Source organism: Comamonas sp. JUb58, assembly GCF_004364775.1.
Taxonomy (GTDB): Bacteria; Pseudomonadota; Gammaproteobacteria; order Burkholderiales; family Burkholderiaceae_C; genus Comamonas.
The window spans coordinates 244,393-261,266 of record NZ_SOAL01000006.1 but is presented as its reverse complement, the minus strand read 5'-3'; the positions used below and the strand labels follow the sequence as shown (position 1 = coordinate 261,266).

At 61.8% G+C, this 16,874-nt stretch carries 15 protein-coding genes and 2 tRNA genes; 4 read left to right on the top strand and 13 right to left on the bottom strand.

The window, feature by feature from the left end:
- Positions 1-146: 146 nt before the first annotated feature.
- The 6 genes from yfaE to infA all read right to left on the bottom strand — a co-directional run bounded on the left by yfaE (position 147) and on the right by infA (position 5,097).
- A complete protein-coding gene (gene yfaE / locus EDF71_RS08685; protein WP_133856179.1) occupies positions 147-449 on the bottom strand; it encodes a class I ribonucleotide reductase maintenance protein YfaE in 303 nt (100 codons plus the stop codon).
- Positions 446-1,579, bottom strand: a complete 1,134-nt coding sequence (gene nrdB, locus EDF71_RS08680; protein ID WP_133856178.1) for a class Ia ribonucleoside-diphosphate reductase subunit beta — start codon at positions 1,577-1,579, stop codon at positions 446-448. Before nrdB ends, yfaE begins: the two co-directional genes overlap by 4 nt.
- 14 nt (positions 1,580-1,593) lie before the next feature.
- Entirely contained in the window at positions 1,594-3,873 is a 2,280-nt protein-coding gene (gene nrdA, locus EDF71_RS08675) for a class 1a ribonucleoside-diphosphate reductase subunit alpha (protein ID WP_133856177.1), read from the bottom strand.
- A gap of 479 nt (positions 3,874-4,352) precedes the next feature.
- Positions 4,353-4,429 (bottom strand) — tRNA-Pro (locus EDF71_RS08670).
- Positions 4,430-4,692: 263 nt separating this feature from the next.
- A tRNA-Pro gene (locus EDF71_RS08665) sits at positions 4,693-4,769 on the bottom strand.
- A gap of 79 nt (positions 4,770-4,848) precedes the next feature.
- Positions 4,849-5,097, bottom strand: a complete 249-nt coding sequence (infA, locus tag EDF71_RS08660; protein ID WP_133856176.1) for a translation initiation factor IF-1 — start codon at positions 5,095-5,097, stop codon at positions 4,849-4,851.
- Positions 5,098-5,553: 456 nt separating this feature from the next.
- Here infA and EDF71_RS08655 point away from each other — a divergent pair, with 456 nt between their 5' ends.
- Both EDF71_RS08655 and EDF71_RS08650 read left to right on the top strand, forming a co-directional pair.
- Complete coding sequence (locus EDF71_RS08655) at positions 5,554-6,036, top strand: EVE domain-containing protein (protein ID WP_133856175.1); 483 nt, start codon at positions 5,554-5,556, stop codon at positions 6,034-6,036.
- Positions 6,037-6,175: 139 nt separating this feature from the next.
- Positions 6,176-6,490, top strand: a complete 315-nt coding sequence (locus EDF71_RS08650) for a DUF2322 family protein (protein WP_133856174.1) — start codon at positions 6,176-6,178, stop codon at positions 6,488-6,490.
- Here EDF71_RS08650 and EDF71_RS08645 read toward each other — a convergent pair.
- The 3 genes from EDF71_RS08645 to EDF71_RS08635 form a co-directional block, all read right to left on the bottom strand.
- A complete protein-coding gene (locus EDF71_RS08645; protein WP_243854227.1) occupies positions 6,463-7,245 on the bottom strand; it encodes a glutamine amidotransferase in 783 nt (260 codons plus the stop codon). The two genes, EDF71_RS08650 and EDF71_RS08645, sit on opposite strands and share 28 nt — an antisense overlap.
- 81 nt (positions 7,246-7,326) lie before the next feature.
- Entirely contained in the window at positions 7,327-8,439 is a 1,113-nt protein-coding gene (locus tag EDF71_RS08640) for a YbdK family carboxylate-amine ligase (protein WP_133856172.1), read from the bottom strand.
- Positions 8,429-9,736: a cation:proton antiporter gene (locus EDF71_RS08635; RefSeq protein WP_243854226.1), complete on the bottom strand. Its 1,308-nt coding sequence runs from the start codon at positions 9,734-9,736 to the stop codon at positions 8,429-8,431. Before EDF71_RS08635 ends, EDF71_RS08640 begins: the two co-directional genes overlap by 11 nt.
- A 766-nt stretch (positions 9,737-10,502) precedes the next feature.
- Here EDF71_RS08635 and EDF71_RS08630 point away from each other — a divergent pair.
- Positions 10,503-11,456, top strand: coding sequence for a bile acid:sodium symporter family protein (locus EDF71_RS08630; RefSeq protein ID WP_133856171.1), 954 nt, complete (start codon positions 10,503-10,505; stop codon positions 11,454-11,456).
- A gap of 23 nt (positions 11,457-11,479) precedes the next feature.
- On the opposite strand, the gene EDF71_RS08625 is transcribed toward EDF71_RS08630, so the two are convergent.
- The 4 genes from EDF71_RS08625 to EDF71_RS08610 form a co-directional block, all read right to left on the bottom strand.
- A complete protein-coding gene (locus EDF71_RS08625; protein ID WP_133856170.1) occupies positions 11,480-12,367 on the bottom strand; it encodes a TIGR03915 family putative DNA repair protein in 888 nt (295 codons plus the stop codon).
- Positions 12,368-12,378: 11 nt separating this feature from the next.
- Positions 12,379-13,707 carry a putative DNA modification/repair radical SAM protein gene (locus EDF71_RS08620; RefSeq protein ID WP_133856169.1) on the bottom strand — a complete coding sequence of 443 codons (1,329 nt, stop codon included), beginning with the start codon at positions 13,705-13,707 and terminating at the stop codon, positions 12,379-12,381.
- A gap of 202 nt (positions 13,708-13,909) precedes the next feature.
- A complete protein-coding gene (locus EDF71_RS08615) occupies positions 13,910-14,869 on the bottom strand; it encodes a tripartite tricarboxylate transporter substrate binding protein (protein ID WP_243854225.1) in 960 nt (319 codons plus the stop codon).
- Positions 14,870-15,015: 146 nt separating this feature from the next.
- A complete protein-coding gene (locus tag EDF71_RS08610; RefSeq protein ID WP_243854231.1) occupies positions 15,016-15,963 on the bottom strand; it encodes a tripartite tricarboxylate transporter substrate binding protein in 948 nt (315 codons plus the stop codon).
- Positions 15,964-16,229: 266 nt separating this feature from the next.
- Between EDF71_RS08610 and EDF71_RS08605 the strand changes: the two genes are divergently transcribed.
- Positions 16,230-16,871, top strand: coding sequence for a DUF2621 family protein (locus tag EDF71_RS08605; protein WP_133856167.1), 642 nt, complete (start codon positions 16,230-16,232; stop codon positions 16,869-16,871).
- Positions 16,872-16,874: the final 3 nt, after the last annotated feature.

Here is a 16,874-nt window from a genome sequence, read left to right as displayed (position 1 = left end):
TCAAGGTCATCAAGCGCCGCGCCTACGGATATCGAGATGAGGACTACTTCTTTCTCAAGATCCGCGCCGCGTTCCCCGGTATTCCTCGATGAACCAAAAAAAAGCCCCAAGCAAAGCTTGGGGCCTGTGCGCAGAACGGCAGCGGATTACAAGTCCAGGGCCAGTTGGCTCTTGTCGTCCGCGCTGGTTTCCACTTGCCGAAGGCTGCATTCCACCTTGATGTGGGTCTTGACCACGCAGCAGCAGGGAACCACCTCATTTGGCCCGACAAAGGCCAGCGGCTCCTGGGTGTAGACGACTTCGCCTTCCACCAAGGTGAGGCGGCAGCTGCCGCAATAGCCACCACGGCACTGGTACTCCACATCGTGGCCAGTGCGCTCCAGCGCTTCGAGCAGGGTCTCCCCTGGCAGCACGCGTATGAGGGTGTCCGTGGTGCTGACCGTGGTCACAACTCGATTCCGCTCAGGTCATCCAGCGAGACTTCGGCGTTGATCTGGCCCACCAGGTAGGAGCTCAGCTCCACCTCTTGCGGCGCCACCTGCACGGTGTCGGACGACAACCAGGTGTTGATCCAGGGGATCGGGTTGCTCTTGGCGTTCTCGAACGCGGGCTTGAGGCCGATCGCCGACATGCGGATGTTGGTGATGTACTCCACGTACTGGCTCAGGATGTCCTTGTTCAGGCCGATCATCGAACCGTCGCGGAACAGGTACTCGGCCCACTGCTTTTCCTGCAAGGCCGCGGTTTTGAACATCTCAAAGCATTCCTGCTCGGTCTCTTTGGCGATCTTGGCAAAGTCCGGATCGTCCTGGCCCGAGCGCATGATATTGAGCAAGTGCTGGGTACCGGTCAGGTGCAGCGCTTCATCACGGGCGATCAGGCGGATGATCTTGGCATTGCCCTCCATCAGCTTGCGCTCGGCAAACGCGAAGGAGCAGGCAAAGCTCACATAAAAGCGGATGGCCTCCAGAATGTTCACATTCATCAGGCACAGGTACATCTTCTTCTTGAGCTCGTACACATCGATCTCGTGCACCACGCCATTGATCGTGTGGCTGCCCGCGCCCAGTTGGGCGTGCAGCATGGCATCACGGATCAGCTCGTCGTAGTAGGACGAGATATCGCCCGCGCGCAGCTTGATGCTCTCGTTGCGCATGATGTCGTCAAAGATCACCGAGGGATCGTTGACGATATTGCGCAGGATGTGCGTGTAGGAGCGCGAGTGGATGGTCTCTGAGAACGCCCAGGTCTCTATCCAGGTCTCCAGCTCCGGCAGCGACACCAGCGGCAGGAAGGCCATGTTAGGGCTGCGCCCCTGGATGGAGTCCAACAGCGTCTGGTACTTCAGGTTGCTGATGAAGATGTGCTTTTCGTGGTCGGGCAGCTTCTGGTAGTCGATGCGGTCCTGCGTGATGTCTACTTCCTCAGGGCGCCAGAAAAACGAGAGCTGCTTTTCGATCAGCTTCTCGAAGATCGGGTACTTCTGCTGGTCGTAGCGGGCGACATTGACCGAATTGCCAAAAAACATCGGTTCCTTGAGCTGGTCATTGTCGACCTTGGAGAAGGTGCTGTATGCCATCGCCTTCTCTCCGCTTAGATCTTGCAGGCGCCGCTGGCGCAGTCGTCTTCTGCAGCCGCGCCCTGCATGTCTTCGGCACCGTCACGGGTGTTGTGGTAGTACAGGGTCTTGACACCAAACTTGTAGGCCTGCAGCAGGTCCTTGAGCAGTTGCTGCATTGGCACCTTGCCATCGGCAAAGCGCTGTGGGTCGTAGTTGGTGTTGGCCGAGATGGACTGGTCGACGAACTTCTGCATCAGGCCCACGAGCTTGAGGTAGCCATCGTTGTTGGGCATTTGCCAGAGCAGTTCGTACTGGCCCTTCAGGCGATCGATCTCCGGCACCACCTGGCGCAGGATGCCGTCCTTGGACTGCTTGACCGACACAAAGCCGCGTGGAGGCTCGATGCCATTGGTCGCGTTGGCGATCTGGCTGGAGGTCTCCGACGGCATCAGCGCGGTCAGGGTCGAGTTGCGCAGACCGTGGGTCTTGATCTCGGTGCGCAGGGTTTCCCAGTCGAGGTGCAGGGGTTCGTCGGTCAGGCTGTCGATGTCCTTCTTGTAGGTATCGATTGGCAGGATGCCGGCGGCGTAGTTGGTTTCGGCAAAGGCGGTGCAAGGACCGAATTCGCGCGACAGCTGCACCGATGCCTTGAGCAGGTAGTACTGGATGGCTTCGAAAGTGCGGTGGGTCAGGCCATTGGCCGAGCCGTCGGAGTAGCGCACGCCGTTCTTGGCCAGGTAGTAGGCGTAGTTGATCACGCCCACGCCCAGCGAGCGGCGCTTTTCGGTCGCAATGCGGGCAGCGGCTACCGGGTAGTCCTGGTAGTCCAGCAGCGCATCGAGTGCACGCACGATCAGGTCGGCCAGCTCTTCGAGCTCGTCGGTCGATTCCAGCGCGCCCAGATTGAAAGCGGACAGGGTGCAGAGCGCGATTTCGCCGTTCTCGTCCTTGATGTCTTCGAGCGGGTTGGTCGGCAGCAGAATTTCCATGCACAGGTTCGACTGGCGCACGGGAGCGACGGCCGGGTTGAACGGGCTGTGCGTGTTGCAGTGGTCCACGTTCTGGATGTAGATACGGCCGGTGCTGGCGCGCTCTTGCATCATCAGCGAGAACAGCTCCACCGCTGGCAGGGTGCGCTTGCGGATGGATTCATCGCTCTCGTACTTGACGTACAGCTCTTCGAACTTGTTCTGGTCGGCAAAGAAGGCCTCGTACAGACCGGGCACATCATGGGGCGAGAACAGGCTGATGCTCTGGCCCTTGATCAGGCGCTGGTAGAGCATGCGGTTGATCTGGATACCGTAGTCCAGATGGCGGATACGGTTCTCTTCCACGCCGCGGTTGTTCTTCAGCACGAGCAGCGACTCGGCTTCCAGGTGCCACAGTGGGTAGAACAAGGTGGCTGCACCACCGCGCACGCCGCCTTGTGAACAAGACTTGACGGCTGACTGGAACATCTTGAAGAAAGGCAGGCAGCCGGTGTGCTGCGCTTCGCCGCCACGGATCTCGCTGCCCAGGGCGCGGATGCGGCCACCGTTGATGCCGATACCGGCGCGTTGTGACACGTACTTGACGATGGCGCTGGTGGTGGCGTTGATGCTGTCCAGGCTGTCGTCGCACTCGATCAGCACGCAGGAGCTGAACTGGCGCAGCGGCGTACGCACGCCCGACATGATGGGCGTGGGCAGCGAAATCTTGAAGCGCGAGACGGCGTCATAGAAGCGCTTGATGTACTGCAGACGGCGGTCGGCCGGGTACTTGGCAAACAGGCTCATCGCGACCAGCACGTAGAGGATCTGTGGGCTTTCGTAGATGCGCTTGGTCACCCGGTTCTGCACCAGGTACTTGCCTTCGAGCTGCTTCACGGCGGCGTAGGAGAAGTCCATATCGCGCCAGTGATCAATGAAACCATTGATCTCGTCGTACTCTTCGCGGCTGTAATCGGCCAGCAGATGGGGGTCGTACTTCTTGAGCTCGGTCAGCGCTTGCACATGCTCGTACAGATGCGGCGGCTCGAACTGGCCGAAGGCGATCTTGCGCAGGTGGAAGATGGCCAGGCGCGCTGCCACGTACTGGTAGTCGGGCGCGTCTTCGGAGATCAGGTCGGCGGCGGACTTGATGATGGTTTCATGGATCGCATCGGTGCGGATGCCGTCATAAAACTGGATATGCGACTGCAGCTCGATCTGCGAGACCGAAACATTGCTCAGGCCTTTGGCCGCCCAGTCAATCACCCGGTGGATTTTGTCGAGGTCGATGGGTTCGACGCGACCGTCACGCTTGGTGACTCTCATAGTGCTTGTCTGGTTCATTTGCGATGTTTCTAATGGGATAAAAAACGCAGGACCACTGGGTGCAAGACGCAGCTATCCCGCGCCAAAACGCGCCCGGCATCGCAGGCGCGCAAAGGCTGGGGGATGACCAGCATCAGATACTCAGTGGGGGAAGCGGTGGACACTACATATGGTGTCTATGGGATTGAGTGTACGCTACCTGTAGCGTTCGTGGCAGCAAAAAAGCAGGCCCGATTTCTGCTAGGCAAAGCCTGTTTCAGAGAAGAATGCAGCAAAATCAACGTGAATCGGCTCGGTAAATATATGTATCCAGCCGGACACATTCCCCGCCGTGCGCAAGGGCATCGCCAAGCCATCTTGACGTCGATCGCCATCTGGTTAAAGGCCTGGGCGATCAGGCCATGGAAAGACTGGAATGCTGGCCTGCACCTGTCATTTTTGGGACTGCCCAAACGAAAAACCTGCTGCACTTGCGTGCAACAGGTTTTCAATAAGGATGGTCGGAGCGGTGGGATTCGAACTCACGACCCTCTGCTCCCAAAGCAGATGCGCTACCAGGCTGCGCTACGCTCCGACTAAGCCGCTATTGTATATCGGGCCGGAGCCGCTTGCGGCGAAAAGTGATTACTTTGACAACTTTTTATCGGATGGGCAGTGGGCGTTGCAGCCGCCCTACCCTTTGGGCTGGAAAAACTGCAGGACCCAATTACAGGCCATGCATGAACCGGAAATGTCAAAGATGGTTGCCGGCGCATTACCAAGATAAGGCCTGCCGCATCGCGAATCTGCAAAACAAAAAACCTGCTGCATTTGCATGCAACAGGTTTTTAAATGGAATGGTCGGAGCGGCGGGATTCGAACTCGCGACCCTCTGCTCCCAAAGCAGATGCGCTACCAGGCTGCGCTACGCTCCGACTAAGCCGTTATTGTAACCAGGGTTTTGGCAGCTGAATTTCGTATTTGACGATTTTTTTACAGCGGCCACCCATGCGGTTAACGTTGGGTAGGTGCCGGGCCACGGCCAGGCAGGTGACGGAAAGTGATGCGGCCCTTGCTCAGATCGTAAGGCGACATCTCCAGCGACACCTTGTCACCGGCCAGAATGCGAATGTGGTGCTTGCGCATTTTGCCGCCCGTGTAGGCAATCAGCTCGTGGCCGTTGTCCAGCTTCACGCGAAAGCGCGAATCCGGCAGCACTTCGGTCACGGAGCCTTGCATCTCAATCAGTTCTTCTTTAGCCATATAAGTCGACGAATCCTTGTCTAGTGGTGCATGAACGAAACCGGTTCGCCATGCTGTTCTCTGTGCCACCAACAAGCGGTGGCTCTCTCCATGGTTCGGGATGGTCTTGTGGGCGCTCGCCTCCCAAGGGGCAAGCGGCCAGCAAGGCAACTCAGCGAAGCGGCTATCAGCTGGCCCGCCAAGGGGCGCCAACAACCAGCATCCCGCACATTATTTACAGCGCAGCTGCCAGAGGCATCCAACACCGTCAAGCCACAAAAGCTTGCAAAGCTCTCTATTGTACTATGTTGCTGCTGTTTACGCTTGGGCTGTCTCGTATAAACGCCGTCTGGCGTAAGCACTGCCGCAGTGCCGTGCTTCCATAAACAGAGCGTTGCATCGTTTAGCATCAGCAGCATGCGCGCTCAGGTCTGCGCCGCGCCACCGGATTGCCCGCCCTCCTTACATTCAAGCACCATGAACGCTGCATCCACCCGCTACTGGCTGATGAAAAACGAGCCGGATGAATTCTCCATCGACTGCGCGCTCAGCGCCCCCGATGCAACCATTGCCTGGGACGGCGTGCGCAACTACCAGGCGCGCAACTTCATGCGCGATGACATGCAGCTGGGCGATGGTGTGCTGTACTGGCATTCGAGCTGCGCCGAGCCCGGCATTTACGGTATTGCCCGCATTGCTGGCCATCTGCGGCTCGATGCCAGCCAGTTTGACCCGGACTCCAAGTACTACGACCCCAAGTCCAAGCCCGAGGCCCCACGCTGGCTGATGCTGGATGTGCAGGCGCTGCGCAAGATCAAGCCCATCTCGGTGGCTGCACTGCGCCAGTACCCCGAGCTGGAAGACATGCGGGTGCTGCAAAAAGGCAATCGCCTGTCGATCACGCCGGTGGATGAGGCGCATTGGGACTTCATCATGGGCCTGGTGAAGGCACAGGGCTAAGGACGGCTGAAGGCGGCAGGATGACTGCCCTGCCCCGTTGACAGCAAGGCTTTGCTGCATAATACAAAACCCGTGAGCTGCCCATGCAATAAGCACCGGCAGCTATTTTTTTGATACCACTTCTGCGCCCAGGAACCCCATGGCTTTTGCTGACAACCTCCAGACCCTGCCCTCCATCGACCACATCGCCGAGCTGCAACTGATCGATGCCGATGGCCAGGTCGCAGCCACCATTCCCAATGCCCCCGGCAAGGCGGGTTCGGCCAAGGTCTACAACGCACTGGCCGCCAAGCATGGCGGCATTAATGTGGCAGCGGCTGAAGAAGGCCTGCAGATTTTTGCCGAGCACACGGATGACGCCAAGGCCCGCCCCGGCGCGCATCCCAATATCGACCGCCTGCTGGAGGTGATCGCCTCCGGCAAAGGTTATACCGTCAAGATCGTCTCGGCCTGAGACACTGGGGCCGCTGGCTGCACCGGTGCCGTGGCTGGCTGGGCGGCATAGGCAGCCACAAAGCGCTGCAGCATCTGCTGCGGCACAGGGGTATCCATCAGCTGCTCCAGCATGGCCGCCGGGTCAAAGCCTTCAGCTTGCAGCACCTGCGCACGCAGCTGGATGCAGGCGGCAGCCACTGGCTGGATGAATTCCGGATGGAACTGGGTGGATACCGCATGGGGCCCATAGCGCACGACCTGGTGGGGGTCATGGGCCGATCTGGCCAGCACCCGGGCACCGGGCGGCAGCTCCAACACGGTCTGCATATGGGTCAGATTGGCTTTGAAATGTGGGCCTGAGCCAGCGAGCAAGGCTTCCTCCTCGGCGCCGGGCAGCAGCGCAATATCCAGGCAACCCATCTCACGGCCTTGCGGGTGGTAGTCCACCTTGCCACCGAGCGCATGGGCCATCAGCTGGTGGCCATAGCAAATGCCGAACAGCGGCATCTGGCGGGCCATCGCCTCCCGTATCCATTGGGCGGTCGCCTCACTCCAGGGCAGCAGGTCCGTCACCATCGCCCAGGAGCCGGTGATGATCGCCGCGCTGTGCGCGTCATGCCGCGGCAAGGGCTCGCCCTCGAACACCCGCACCACCTTGAAGGCGGGCCCGGCGGCGAGAACGGCGGAGAACCACAGCGGCAAATCGCCGACCTGGGCACGGATGTCGTCGGGCGGTGTGCCGACCTGGATAAGCAGCAGAGTTTTTTCAGACACGGTTGAAGGCAAAAAGAATGGCTGGCCCATGCACTGTAATGCAGGCCAGCCATTGATGGCTTTCAACCCCGCGGATTTCATTCAATACCGGAAGCGCAAGGTCGACTGCCGCACCACCTCGGGCAGTTGCTGGGCCTGGGCATAGGCTTCGCGCAGGCGGCTTGCGTCGTTGACGCCTTCGTTCACCGTCTTGCGCAGCTGCTGCAAGGCCTCCTTGCTGTTCTCCGGCACATACGACTGGATGCGCTGCAGGGTCAGCAAGATATGCTCGCGCAGCCCAAAGGATTCACTGGTCGCCGGGTCCACATAGGCGCCTTCCAGGCCAAAGCGGCAGGCCTGGAAGCGGTTGTAGGTGTAGACCAGGTAGTCATCCTCGCTGGGCTCAAAAGGCTCTTCGGCCAGGAACCAGGCCCCCAGCGCCTGCACATAGGCGGCCAGCGCAACGGCACGCTCGATAGACAGCGGCGTGTCAAACACCCGCACCTCCACGGTGCCAAACTCCGGCTTGGGGCGGATGTCCCAGTAGAAGTCCTTCATGCTGTGGATCACGCCAGTGGCGGTCATCTTGTTGTAGTAGCGCTCAAAGTCCTCCCAGTGCAGCGCAAATGGTGCGCGGCCCGACAGCGGAAACGCGAACACCGAGTTGAGCCGCGCCGAATCAAAGGCCGTGTCCTGCCCCTGCACAAAGGGGCTGGAGGCCGACAGCGCAATGAAGTGCGGGATATAGCGCGAAAGCCGGTGCAGCATCATCAACGCCGCATCAGCACCAGGGCAGCCCACATGCACATGCTGGCCAAAAATGGTGAACTGCTTGGTGAGGTAGCCGTAGAGCGCGGTGATTTCCTTGAAGCGCGGCTTGTTGTAGATGCGCTGCTGGTGCCACTGCTGGAACGGGTGCGTGCCACCGCCGGCCAGCGCAATATTGAGCCGGTCTGCCGCCTTGACCAGCGCGTCACGCGTGACGGTCAGCTGCTGGTAGGCGTCCTGCGCATCGGTGCAGATGCCGGTCGATATCTCGATCATGCTGGTGGTGACCTCGGGCACGATGGAGCCCGGCACCTGCGCGTTTTTCAGCAGGGCCAGCATGTCGGGGGCATAAGGCGTCAGGTCATAGTGGTTGGTGTTGACCAGCTGCAGCTCCAGCTCGACACCAAGCGTCAGGGCCTCGGACTGGTGAAAGGCTTCAAGCGTCATGGCGTTTCTCCTTGCTGGTGAGAGCGGACAGGCCGATACCGCGGTGCGCCTCGCCACTGCGCCACAAAGCGAGCGAGGCCAGCATCACGCCGATCACCTCGCACAGCACAATCATCGGCAGCGCGATGGACGACACGCTCACTGCCACTTCGGGGTTGATGGATGCCCATTGCGCCACCTGGGCCGAGGCCAACAGCAAGGCGAGACCGGAGCTGGGCGACTGCGCGCAAGCCACGGGCCACTGGCGCAACCAGCCAATGCCGGTGCCCGCGCCCAGCAGCAGAACGCCGCCCATCTTGCCCACCAGCCGCGCCAGGCTGACGGCAGCCACCAGGCTGATCAGCGCCGCGCTGGGTGCAATCTGGCCTGCCATGCTGGCCACCAGCACAAACATCAGCAAGTTGAGCATGGTGTTGCCCGCCATAAAGGCCGAGGGCCAGACCATGGGCTTGGGGCTGAGGTTGCGCAGCATCACGCCCGCCAGCACAAAGCCCAGCGCGGCCGAGCCGCCCAGGCGCTCGGCCATCAGGCTGGCCGCGACCAAGACCGCAATCATGTAGAGCGCGGTGGAATCGCTGCGCGACGACTGCCAGCGCAGTACGGGCCACAGCGCAGCCGTGGTCAGCAGCGCCCACAACAGGGTCAGGCCCAGACTCCACAGCAAGTGGCCCATGCCGGCGGCCGTCAGCTCCAGGCCCGCCTGGACATCCGTGCCGGCGACAGGCGACCAGGCGACGGTGACCACCAGGCCCAGCACCAACGCATACATGCAGCCCAAGGTGGCCATCAGCAAGCTGCGGTCGGTGACGGCACCGCTGGAGCGCAGATCGGCCGAGATACGCAGCAGCACCGATGGCGAGGCTGCCATGGCCACCACACCTACCCCCAAGGACACCGCCCAGCCCATACCCAGTAGCTGCAAAGTGGCGGTGACCAGCACCAGCGCGGCCACCGATTCCACCAGGCTTTGCAGCAGCAAAAATGGCTGCCGAACCAGCCATTTGAGCGAGATCTGTGAGGCGGCAATCAACATGCTGGTGCCCACTGCCGTGTGCAGCAGCACCTGGGTATTGCCCTGCAGCGGCCAGGGCAGATCGCCAAAGCCCAGCCAGCCAGCGAGCAGGCCCACGACCGTATAACCCAGCATGCGCGGAAAACCGCTGAGCCGGAAAACCATGTGCCCGGCCAGCGCGGCAGCCGCTACCAGCACGCACCAACTCATCAAGGGGCCAACACTGTGTTCAAGCCAGCCGCCAATCTGTGGCAGCGGCATTGAGGATGCTGCATGGGGTGGCATATCTGCACCCTCCTCCAAAAAAGTGTGTCCAGCGTGCATGGCCGCATGGCACAGAGCTATAGATGGCCTGGCAGTGGCGCTGGGTTGCTGTCGCTGGCTTTCAAAGCCAGCACCATGGCGCGCACTGCAAGACGTGGGATGCACCAGCGCGGTGCCCAGGCACCTTGTTGCAGTAATGCATCAGATCGTTAACCAATCTCAACGACTCTACTGGATGATCTGCCGATTACCGTCACAGCATGCAACTGCTGGGCACAAAAAGCCTGCAGTCCTACAGTGAAAGCGCGCCGAGAGGCGCTTTTTGTAGGGTCGCTCGGCTGAGCAGCAAGGCCCGCCCTGGCGCCCGAGCGTGCTATTTGGAACGTAGCAGACCAAGGGTACAAAAGGTGCCAGCCTTCCATCGGTATTTTCCCGAGGATTCTGCAGCGCATGCACGCTACGCCGCGCATCTGGGTGCGCTGCCTCTATATCCGAGTGCGCAGTGATGCCACCCAACGGACCACCCCAAACAGTTGCAGTCGTAACCGTATGATGGCGCCTCTGATGCGGCCAGCCACAAGCACCCAGCGCCTGCCCGCTACCCACCGGTAGCCCCGCGTTCAACACCTCCGTTGCTGCTCCAGACCACCACCCCTGGTCGGGCACTCGGGTTGAGCAGCGCAGCACAGCCGCTACCTCGCATCAAGCACATCTGCTTTTATTGCCCCCTGCCCTGACTGTGTCAGTCCATGCAGCCTGGGGCCCGTTTTTTGGTCTGGATATTTCTGTGCTTGCCTTGTTGACCCGTCTTTTCCCTGTGTGGGCGGCTGTGATGGCCCTGATCGCCTACAGCGCGCCTTCGGCCTTCCTGGGCTTCAAGCCCCATATCGCCCAGCTGCTGATGCTGATCATGTTTGCGATGGGCGTGACCCTGCGCGTCAGCGATTTCAGCCGCGTGCTGCAGCGCCCTGCCCCGATTGCAGCGGGCCTCTTCCTGCACTACCTCATCATGCCGCTGGCCGCCTGGTTGATTGCCAAGGCGCTGGACATGCCGCCCGAGCTGACGGCGGGCATGGTGCTGGTGGGCAGTGTCGCCAGCGGTACCTCGTCGAATGTGATGATTTTTCTGTCCAAGGGTGATGTGGCGCTGTCGGTGACGATCAGTGCGCTGTCGACCCTGGTGGGCATTGTGGCCACGCCACTGCTGGCGCGCCTCTATATCTCGGCGTCGATCGACGTGCCGGTCAGCGCGCTCTTGATGGAGATTGCGCAAATCGTGCTGCTGCCCATTGGCCTGGGCCTGCTGCTGAACCATTTCTGGCATGTGCAGATCAAGCGCGTGGAGCGCCTGCTGCCGCTGGTGTCGATGGTGGCGATCTTGTTGGTGCTGTCCACCGTGGTGGCCTTGAGCCGTGACCGCATTGCCACCGTGGGTGGCGTCGTGGTGGCGGGCGTGATTGCGCACAACCTGATCGGTTACCTGGGTGGCTACTGGGGCGGTCGCCTGCTGGGCTTTGACAAATCGGTCTGCCGCACCCTGGCGATCGAGGTGGGCATGCAGAACTCGGGCCTGGCAGCCAGCCTGGGAGCCAAGTTCTTCAGCCCCATGGCCGCGCTGCCCGGTGCCATTTTCTCGGTCTGGCACAACATCTCGGGCTCGCTGCTGGCCGGCTACTGGTCCAGCCGCCCCACGGGCACGGCCAATGACCATGTGCGCCGCGAAGACGTGTCGCTGCACTGATCTTGCCGAGCCGCGCGCCTGGTCTAGGCGCGCTCAGCCGCTGGCTGCGCCGCCAGCATATGCCCGGTGCGGCTGCGCGCACCTGCTACCAGGCCGCTGATCAGCTGGGTCTCGGGCAGGTTCTTCCAGTAACGGCGCGGCATCTCGCGCAACATGGCCTGCTCCTTGAGCCGCGCCGGGTTGAAGGTGGACTGGTAATAGGCCAGCCATAGTGCTTCGCCCGCATCGGGGTCCGGTGCCTGGGCCGCCGTGGCGCCAGGGCCCCATTGCAGGCATTCCTGGTCCCAGAGCACGCTGCAGCCTGGCGTCAGAATCGCCCAGCGCATGTTGCTGAAACGCTCCATGAAAAAGCCCGAGGCCGCGCGAACGATGTGGTGCTCGGGCTCGAACCAGGCCACATGCAGCGGCTTGCCCTTTTCGTCCTGCGCGGGCCGAAAGCGCACAAAGGCATGCATCTTGTGGATCTCGCGCCCCACCGCATGGGCTAGGCGTTCGATATCGCGCCAATCGGCATCTAGCGCATCGCCTGCCAGGCTGGGCATGGCCTGCAGCCGCCACAGCCAGCGGTAGCACAGCATAAAGCGCCCCGGGTTGCGGTGGCAGCAGGCTTTGCGCAGCACGGACAGCTGGGGTTTGCGAATGTGCACCGGCTGGCCAGGTGCGATGGCCAAGCGGTCCAGCGCATCGGGGCTGATGACGCGGGCTGGAGCATCGGTCGTAACCCCATTGGCTGCGACATCCGCAAACAAATCACCATCCTCGGCCTGGGTGGCTAACTCATCCGACCAGCGCCAGTGCACCACTTCGGGCGCTGCGCCCAGGGCCAGCAACACCCGCGCCGCCTGGCGGAATCCGGCAAAGTCATCCGGTGCGTCCAACATCACCGTCAGGCTGTCGTTTTCTGCTTGCATGCCTGGCCTCCTCAAAATAGGGCGATCTGCGCCGCAGCCGCCAGCCGCATGCCGCTGTGCCGGCGCTGCACGGCCCCCTGCCCCATCTGGGCCAGCAGCTGCTGGCGCAAGCTGGGGCTGTCGAGCATGGCCAGCGGCGGGTGGTAGTCATCGAGCTCGACAAAAGGCAGCACCTTGCTGGTGGCAACGCGCAGTTGCTGCAGATCGGCGAGCCGCAACCGGCGCACCTTACGGGCGGCCAGCAGGCGCTCGACACTGCCGACGCCCAAGCCCGGCACGCGCAGCAACCAGGCCTTGGCTGCGCGGTTCAAATCCACCGGAAAGTGCTGGCGCTGCGACAAGGCCCAGGCGAGTTTGGGGTCCAGCTCTAGATCGAGCATGCCGCCGCTCGCCGGCGCAGTGATTTCTGCCGGGCTGAAGCCGTAGAAGCGCATCAGCCAATCGGCCTGGTAGAGCCGGTGCTCGCGGATCAGCGGCGGCGCCTGCAGCGGCAGATCGGACGAGGCATCGGGGATGGGGCTGAAGGCCGAGTAATAGACCCGGCGCAGGCGCTGGCCGGTGTAGAGCGCGCTGCTCGTGAGCAGAATCGTCGCGTCATTGGCGCTGTCGGCGCCGACAATCATCTGCGTGCTTTGGCCGGCCGGCGCATAGCTGGGCGCTGCGGCCCGGGCGGCTTGGCGCTGGCGGGGCAGCGATACCAGCTTGCTGCTCTGCTGGTCCTGCCTCTGCTGCCGGGCGACCTCGATATGTTCTGCCACCTGGTGCATGGCCGAGGCAATGCCTACAGCATCCTTCTCTGGCGCCAGTTGCTGCAGGCCCTGTTGCGTGGGCAGCTCGATATTGATGCTGAGCCGGTCTGCATAGCGGCCCGCCAGGGCCAGCAACTCGGGGGAGGCATCCGGAATCGTCTTGAGGTGGATGTAGCCGCGAAAATCATGGTCCTCGCGCAGGCTGCGCGCCACCTCGACCAGTTGCTCCATCGTGTAATCCGACGACTGGATGATGCCGCTGGACAGAAACAGGCCTTCTATGCAGTTGCGGCGGTAAAAATCCAGAGTCAGGCCCACCACCTCAGCCGCGCTGAAGCGGGCGCGCTGCACATTGGAGCTCTTGCGGTTGATGCAGTAGCGGCAGTCGTAGATGCAGAAGTTCGTCAGCAGAATCTTGAGCAGCGAGACACAGCGGCCATCGGGCGTATAGCTGTGGCAGATGCCCATGCCCTCGGTCGATCCCATCCCCTTGCCGCCCAGGGAGTTGCGGGGCTTGCTGCCGCTGGATGCGCAGCTGGCATCGTATTTGGCGGCATCGGCCAGGATCTGGAGTTTGGCGAGGGTTTGCATAGATACTGTGTATGTGTACAGTATTCTAGCAAAACCTCACCAGCTCCGCCAGTACTGGCGCGGTCCCGCTTGAGAATGCTCTCCTCTGGGAAGGCTGGCGGCGGGATTCAGATGAAGGTAGATTTTTGCAAATACTGTATATAAATACAGCCATCTTCAAAACCGATACCGTTCCCGCGCCAGTCGCCCCCTCAAAGCTGCATCAAGCCTGGGGACCCAGCTTGGCCAGCACGGCCTTTTCCTTGACCGTGGACTCGGCGGCAAACTTCTTGTAGTCGGCGCTGTTCATGTAGATGCGCAGCATCTCAAAGCGCTGCAGCATGGCCTGGTAGCTGTCCATTTCCATCGCTTGCTTGAAGGCAGTGTGCAAGGCGGCTTGCACATCGGCGGGCATGCCCTTGGGGCCCACCAGGCCAAAGGGCGAGTACTGCGTGGTCGGCAGGCCCAGTTCGATCAAGGTGGGGGTATTGGGCAAGGTGGGCAGGCGCTTTTCGGTCCAGACGTTCAAGGCGACCATGCGGCCCTGGTCCACATAGGGGATCACGGCACTGGTGTCGGCCGCGACCATCACCTCGCCCGCCATCGTGGCCCGCATCAGTTCGGACGAGCCCTTGTAGGGCACATGCACAACATCCAGCCCCAACTGCTGCGCAATGATGGCCGAGGTGACATGGGGCGAGGTGTAGGTACCGGTATTGCCAAGCGTGAGCTTGCCAGGGTTGGCCTTGGCCCAGGCCACCACATCCTGCCAGCTCTTGAGGCCGGACTGGGTGCTGGCCACCATGCAGAAGGCATAGCCGGTGACATTGATGATGTAGCTCAGGTCCTCTACCGGGTTCCACTTCAAGCCGGTGGTAAAAGGCAAGCGCATCACACTCATCGGCAGCTGGGCGATGGTGTAGCCGTCGGCGGCGGTGTTCTGCAGCTGGGTCGCGGGCAGAGAGCCGGCCGCGCCGGGGCGGTTCTCCACCACAATCGGTTGGCCCAGCACCTTGGCGGCGTTGTCGGCCAGTTGGCGCATCGTCAGATCGGTCGGCCCACCGGCCGGAAAAGCCACCACCAGCTTGATCGCCCGGCTGGGGAAGGTTTTGCTGGCATGGGCCAGCGATGCACCCGCCCCCATCCAGGCACCAGCCGCTGTAGCGGCTCCAGCTTGCAGCATGCTTCTGCGCGTCAACACCATGTCTTTGTCTCCATTTCGGTCTATAGGCGACAAAGAGTGTAGAAAAGCGCAGCCAGGCGCCGCGACGCCTGGGTGACATGGTCGGCGGCGCGTAAGGATTCTGGCCGTGAAGTCCGGGAGGGACCCTATTCCACGGTCGCGCCCGACTGTTTTACCGCCTTGCCCCATTCGACAATTTCGCTGGCCACAAAGCGGTCCATCTCCGGGCCACTGGTCGGTGCGGGCTCCGAGCCTCGGTCGCGGATGAACTTCTGCATCTCGGGGCTGCTGAGGATGGCCACCGTTTCTTGGTTCAGCTTGTCGACGATGGCCTTGGGCGTGCCCTTGGGGGCCATCAGGCCAAGCCAGCCCACAGCCTCAAAGCCCTTGAACTCGGGCAAGCCGGATTCGGCAATCGTGGGCACCTGGGGCAACTGGCTGGAGCGCGTGGCCGAGGTCACGCCCAGCGGTACGGCCTTGCCAGCCTGGATGTTGGCCAAGGCCGCAGTGACCGAATCCACCATCAGCGGCACCTGGTTGCCCAAAAAATCCGCCTGGGCCGGGCCGCTGCCTTTGTAGGGAATATGTTCGATCTGCAGCGCTGCACGGGCCTTGACCATCTCCGCGCTCAAATGCTGGGTGCCGCCAATGCCCGCACTTGCATAGCTCAGCTTGCCGGGCTCAGCGCGGGCCTTGGTCACCAGGTCATTCATGCTCTTGATGCCACTGGCCGGGTTGGCCAGAAAGACCAGCGGCACCTTGGCGATCAAGCTGATGCCGACCAGATCGACGCGGGGATCGAAGTTCACTTTTTTGTACAGGGTCTGGTTCACCGCCATCGCGCTGCCCGCGACCAGCAAGGTGTAGCCGTCGGCGGCGCTGCGCGCGACCTGCTCGGAGCCGATATTGCTGCCTGCGCCGGCTTTGTTCTCTACCACCAGTGCCTGCCCAAGCTTTTGGCCCAGCTTGTCGGCCAGCGCACGGGCAAAGATATCGGTGGCCTGGCCGGGTGGGAACGGCACGATCAGCTTGATGGGCTTGTCTGGATAGGCGGCAAGGGCTGGGCTGGCTGCAAGGGCCAAGCTGGCAGCCATCGCCAATGCGGCAGCAGAAGTGAGCGCATGGGGGTTCATGGGGTGGGTCTCCTGAAGGGCTGCAGCGGCGTTGGCGAGAAGTGCCGATGCGCTGCGCGAGCTCTGTCTAGGCGGGATCTTCGCCCATCCAAAGGCGTATGGGCAGGCTCGCCTGTCTCCAAGACAACTGCCCCTTCCTCTGCCAGAAATGACAACATTGATCAGTTCTGATCGATGCAGAGCCTGGGCGGCTATCATCAGCGCTGTTATTTTTACCTCCGCATGCCATGTTTTTCGGAATCAGCCACCTTGTCCTTCCCTGCAGCGATCTGGAAAAAGCCACGCAGCTCTGGCGCGATGTGATCGGCTTCAGCGCGGCACGCAGCGGCGAAGGTTATGTGGATATCGACACCGGCAGCGCCCTGCTCCGGCTGCTGCAAGTGCCCAAGGTGGAGTCGCAAACAAGCCTGCGCCTGCAGGTGGCCGATGTGGCCCAGGCCTACCAAGCCCTGTTGGCGGCAGGCAGCAGCTCACGCTATGCGCCAATGCGCACGCCCGAGCTGGAAGAAATGGCCTGCGTGGGCGATGCCGATGGCCATGCCATCGTGCTGTGGCGCGCGCTGACAGAAGACGAATGGGGCTTTGTGCCCGAGCTGCCCAAGCAAGGCGAATGGACCGCCGATGCCGAGGAGCTGCTGCAACGCCTGCTCGCCCATGTGCCGGCATTCTTCCGCATGCTGGCTCGGCGCAAGACCACCCGCGTGATCGAGCAACTGGCGCAAGAGGCGCATAGCGCTGTTACCCGTGAATGGGTCATCAAAGGCTATATCACCGCATCGGCCAAGGTCACACGCTTTCGCTTGGTGGAGCCGCTGCGCGCTGAAGGTATCGACCCGGATGACTACCGGGCGGAGTTTGATTACGAATGAGTG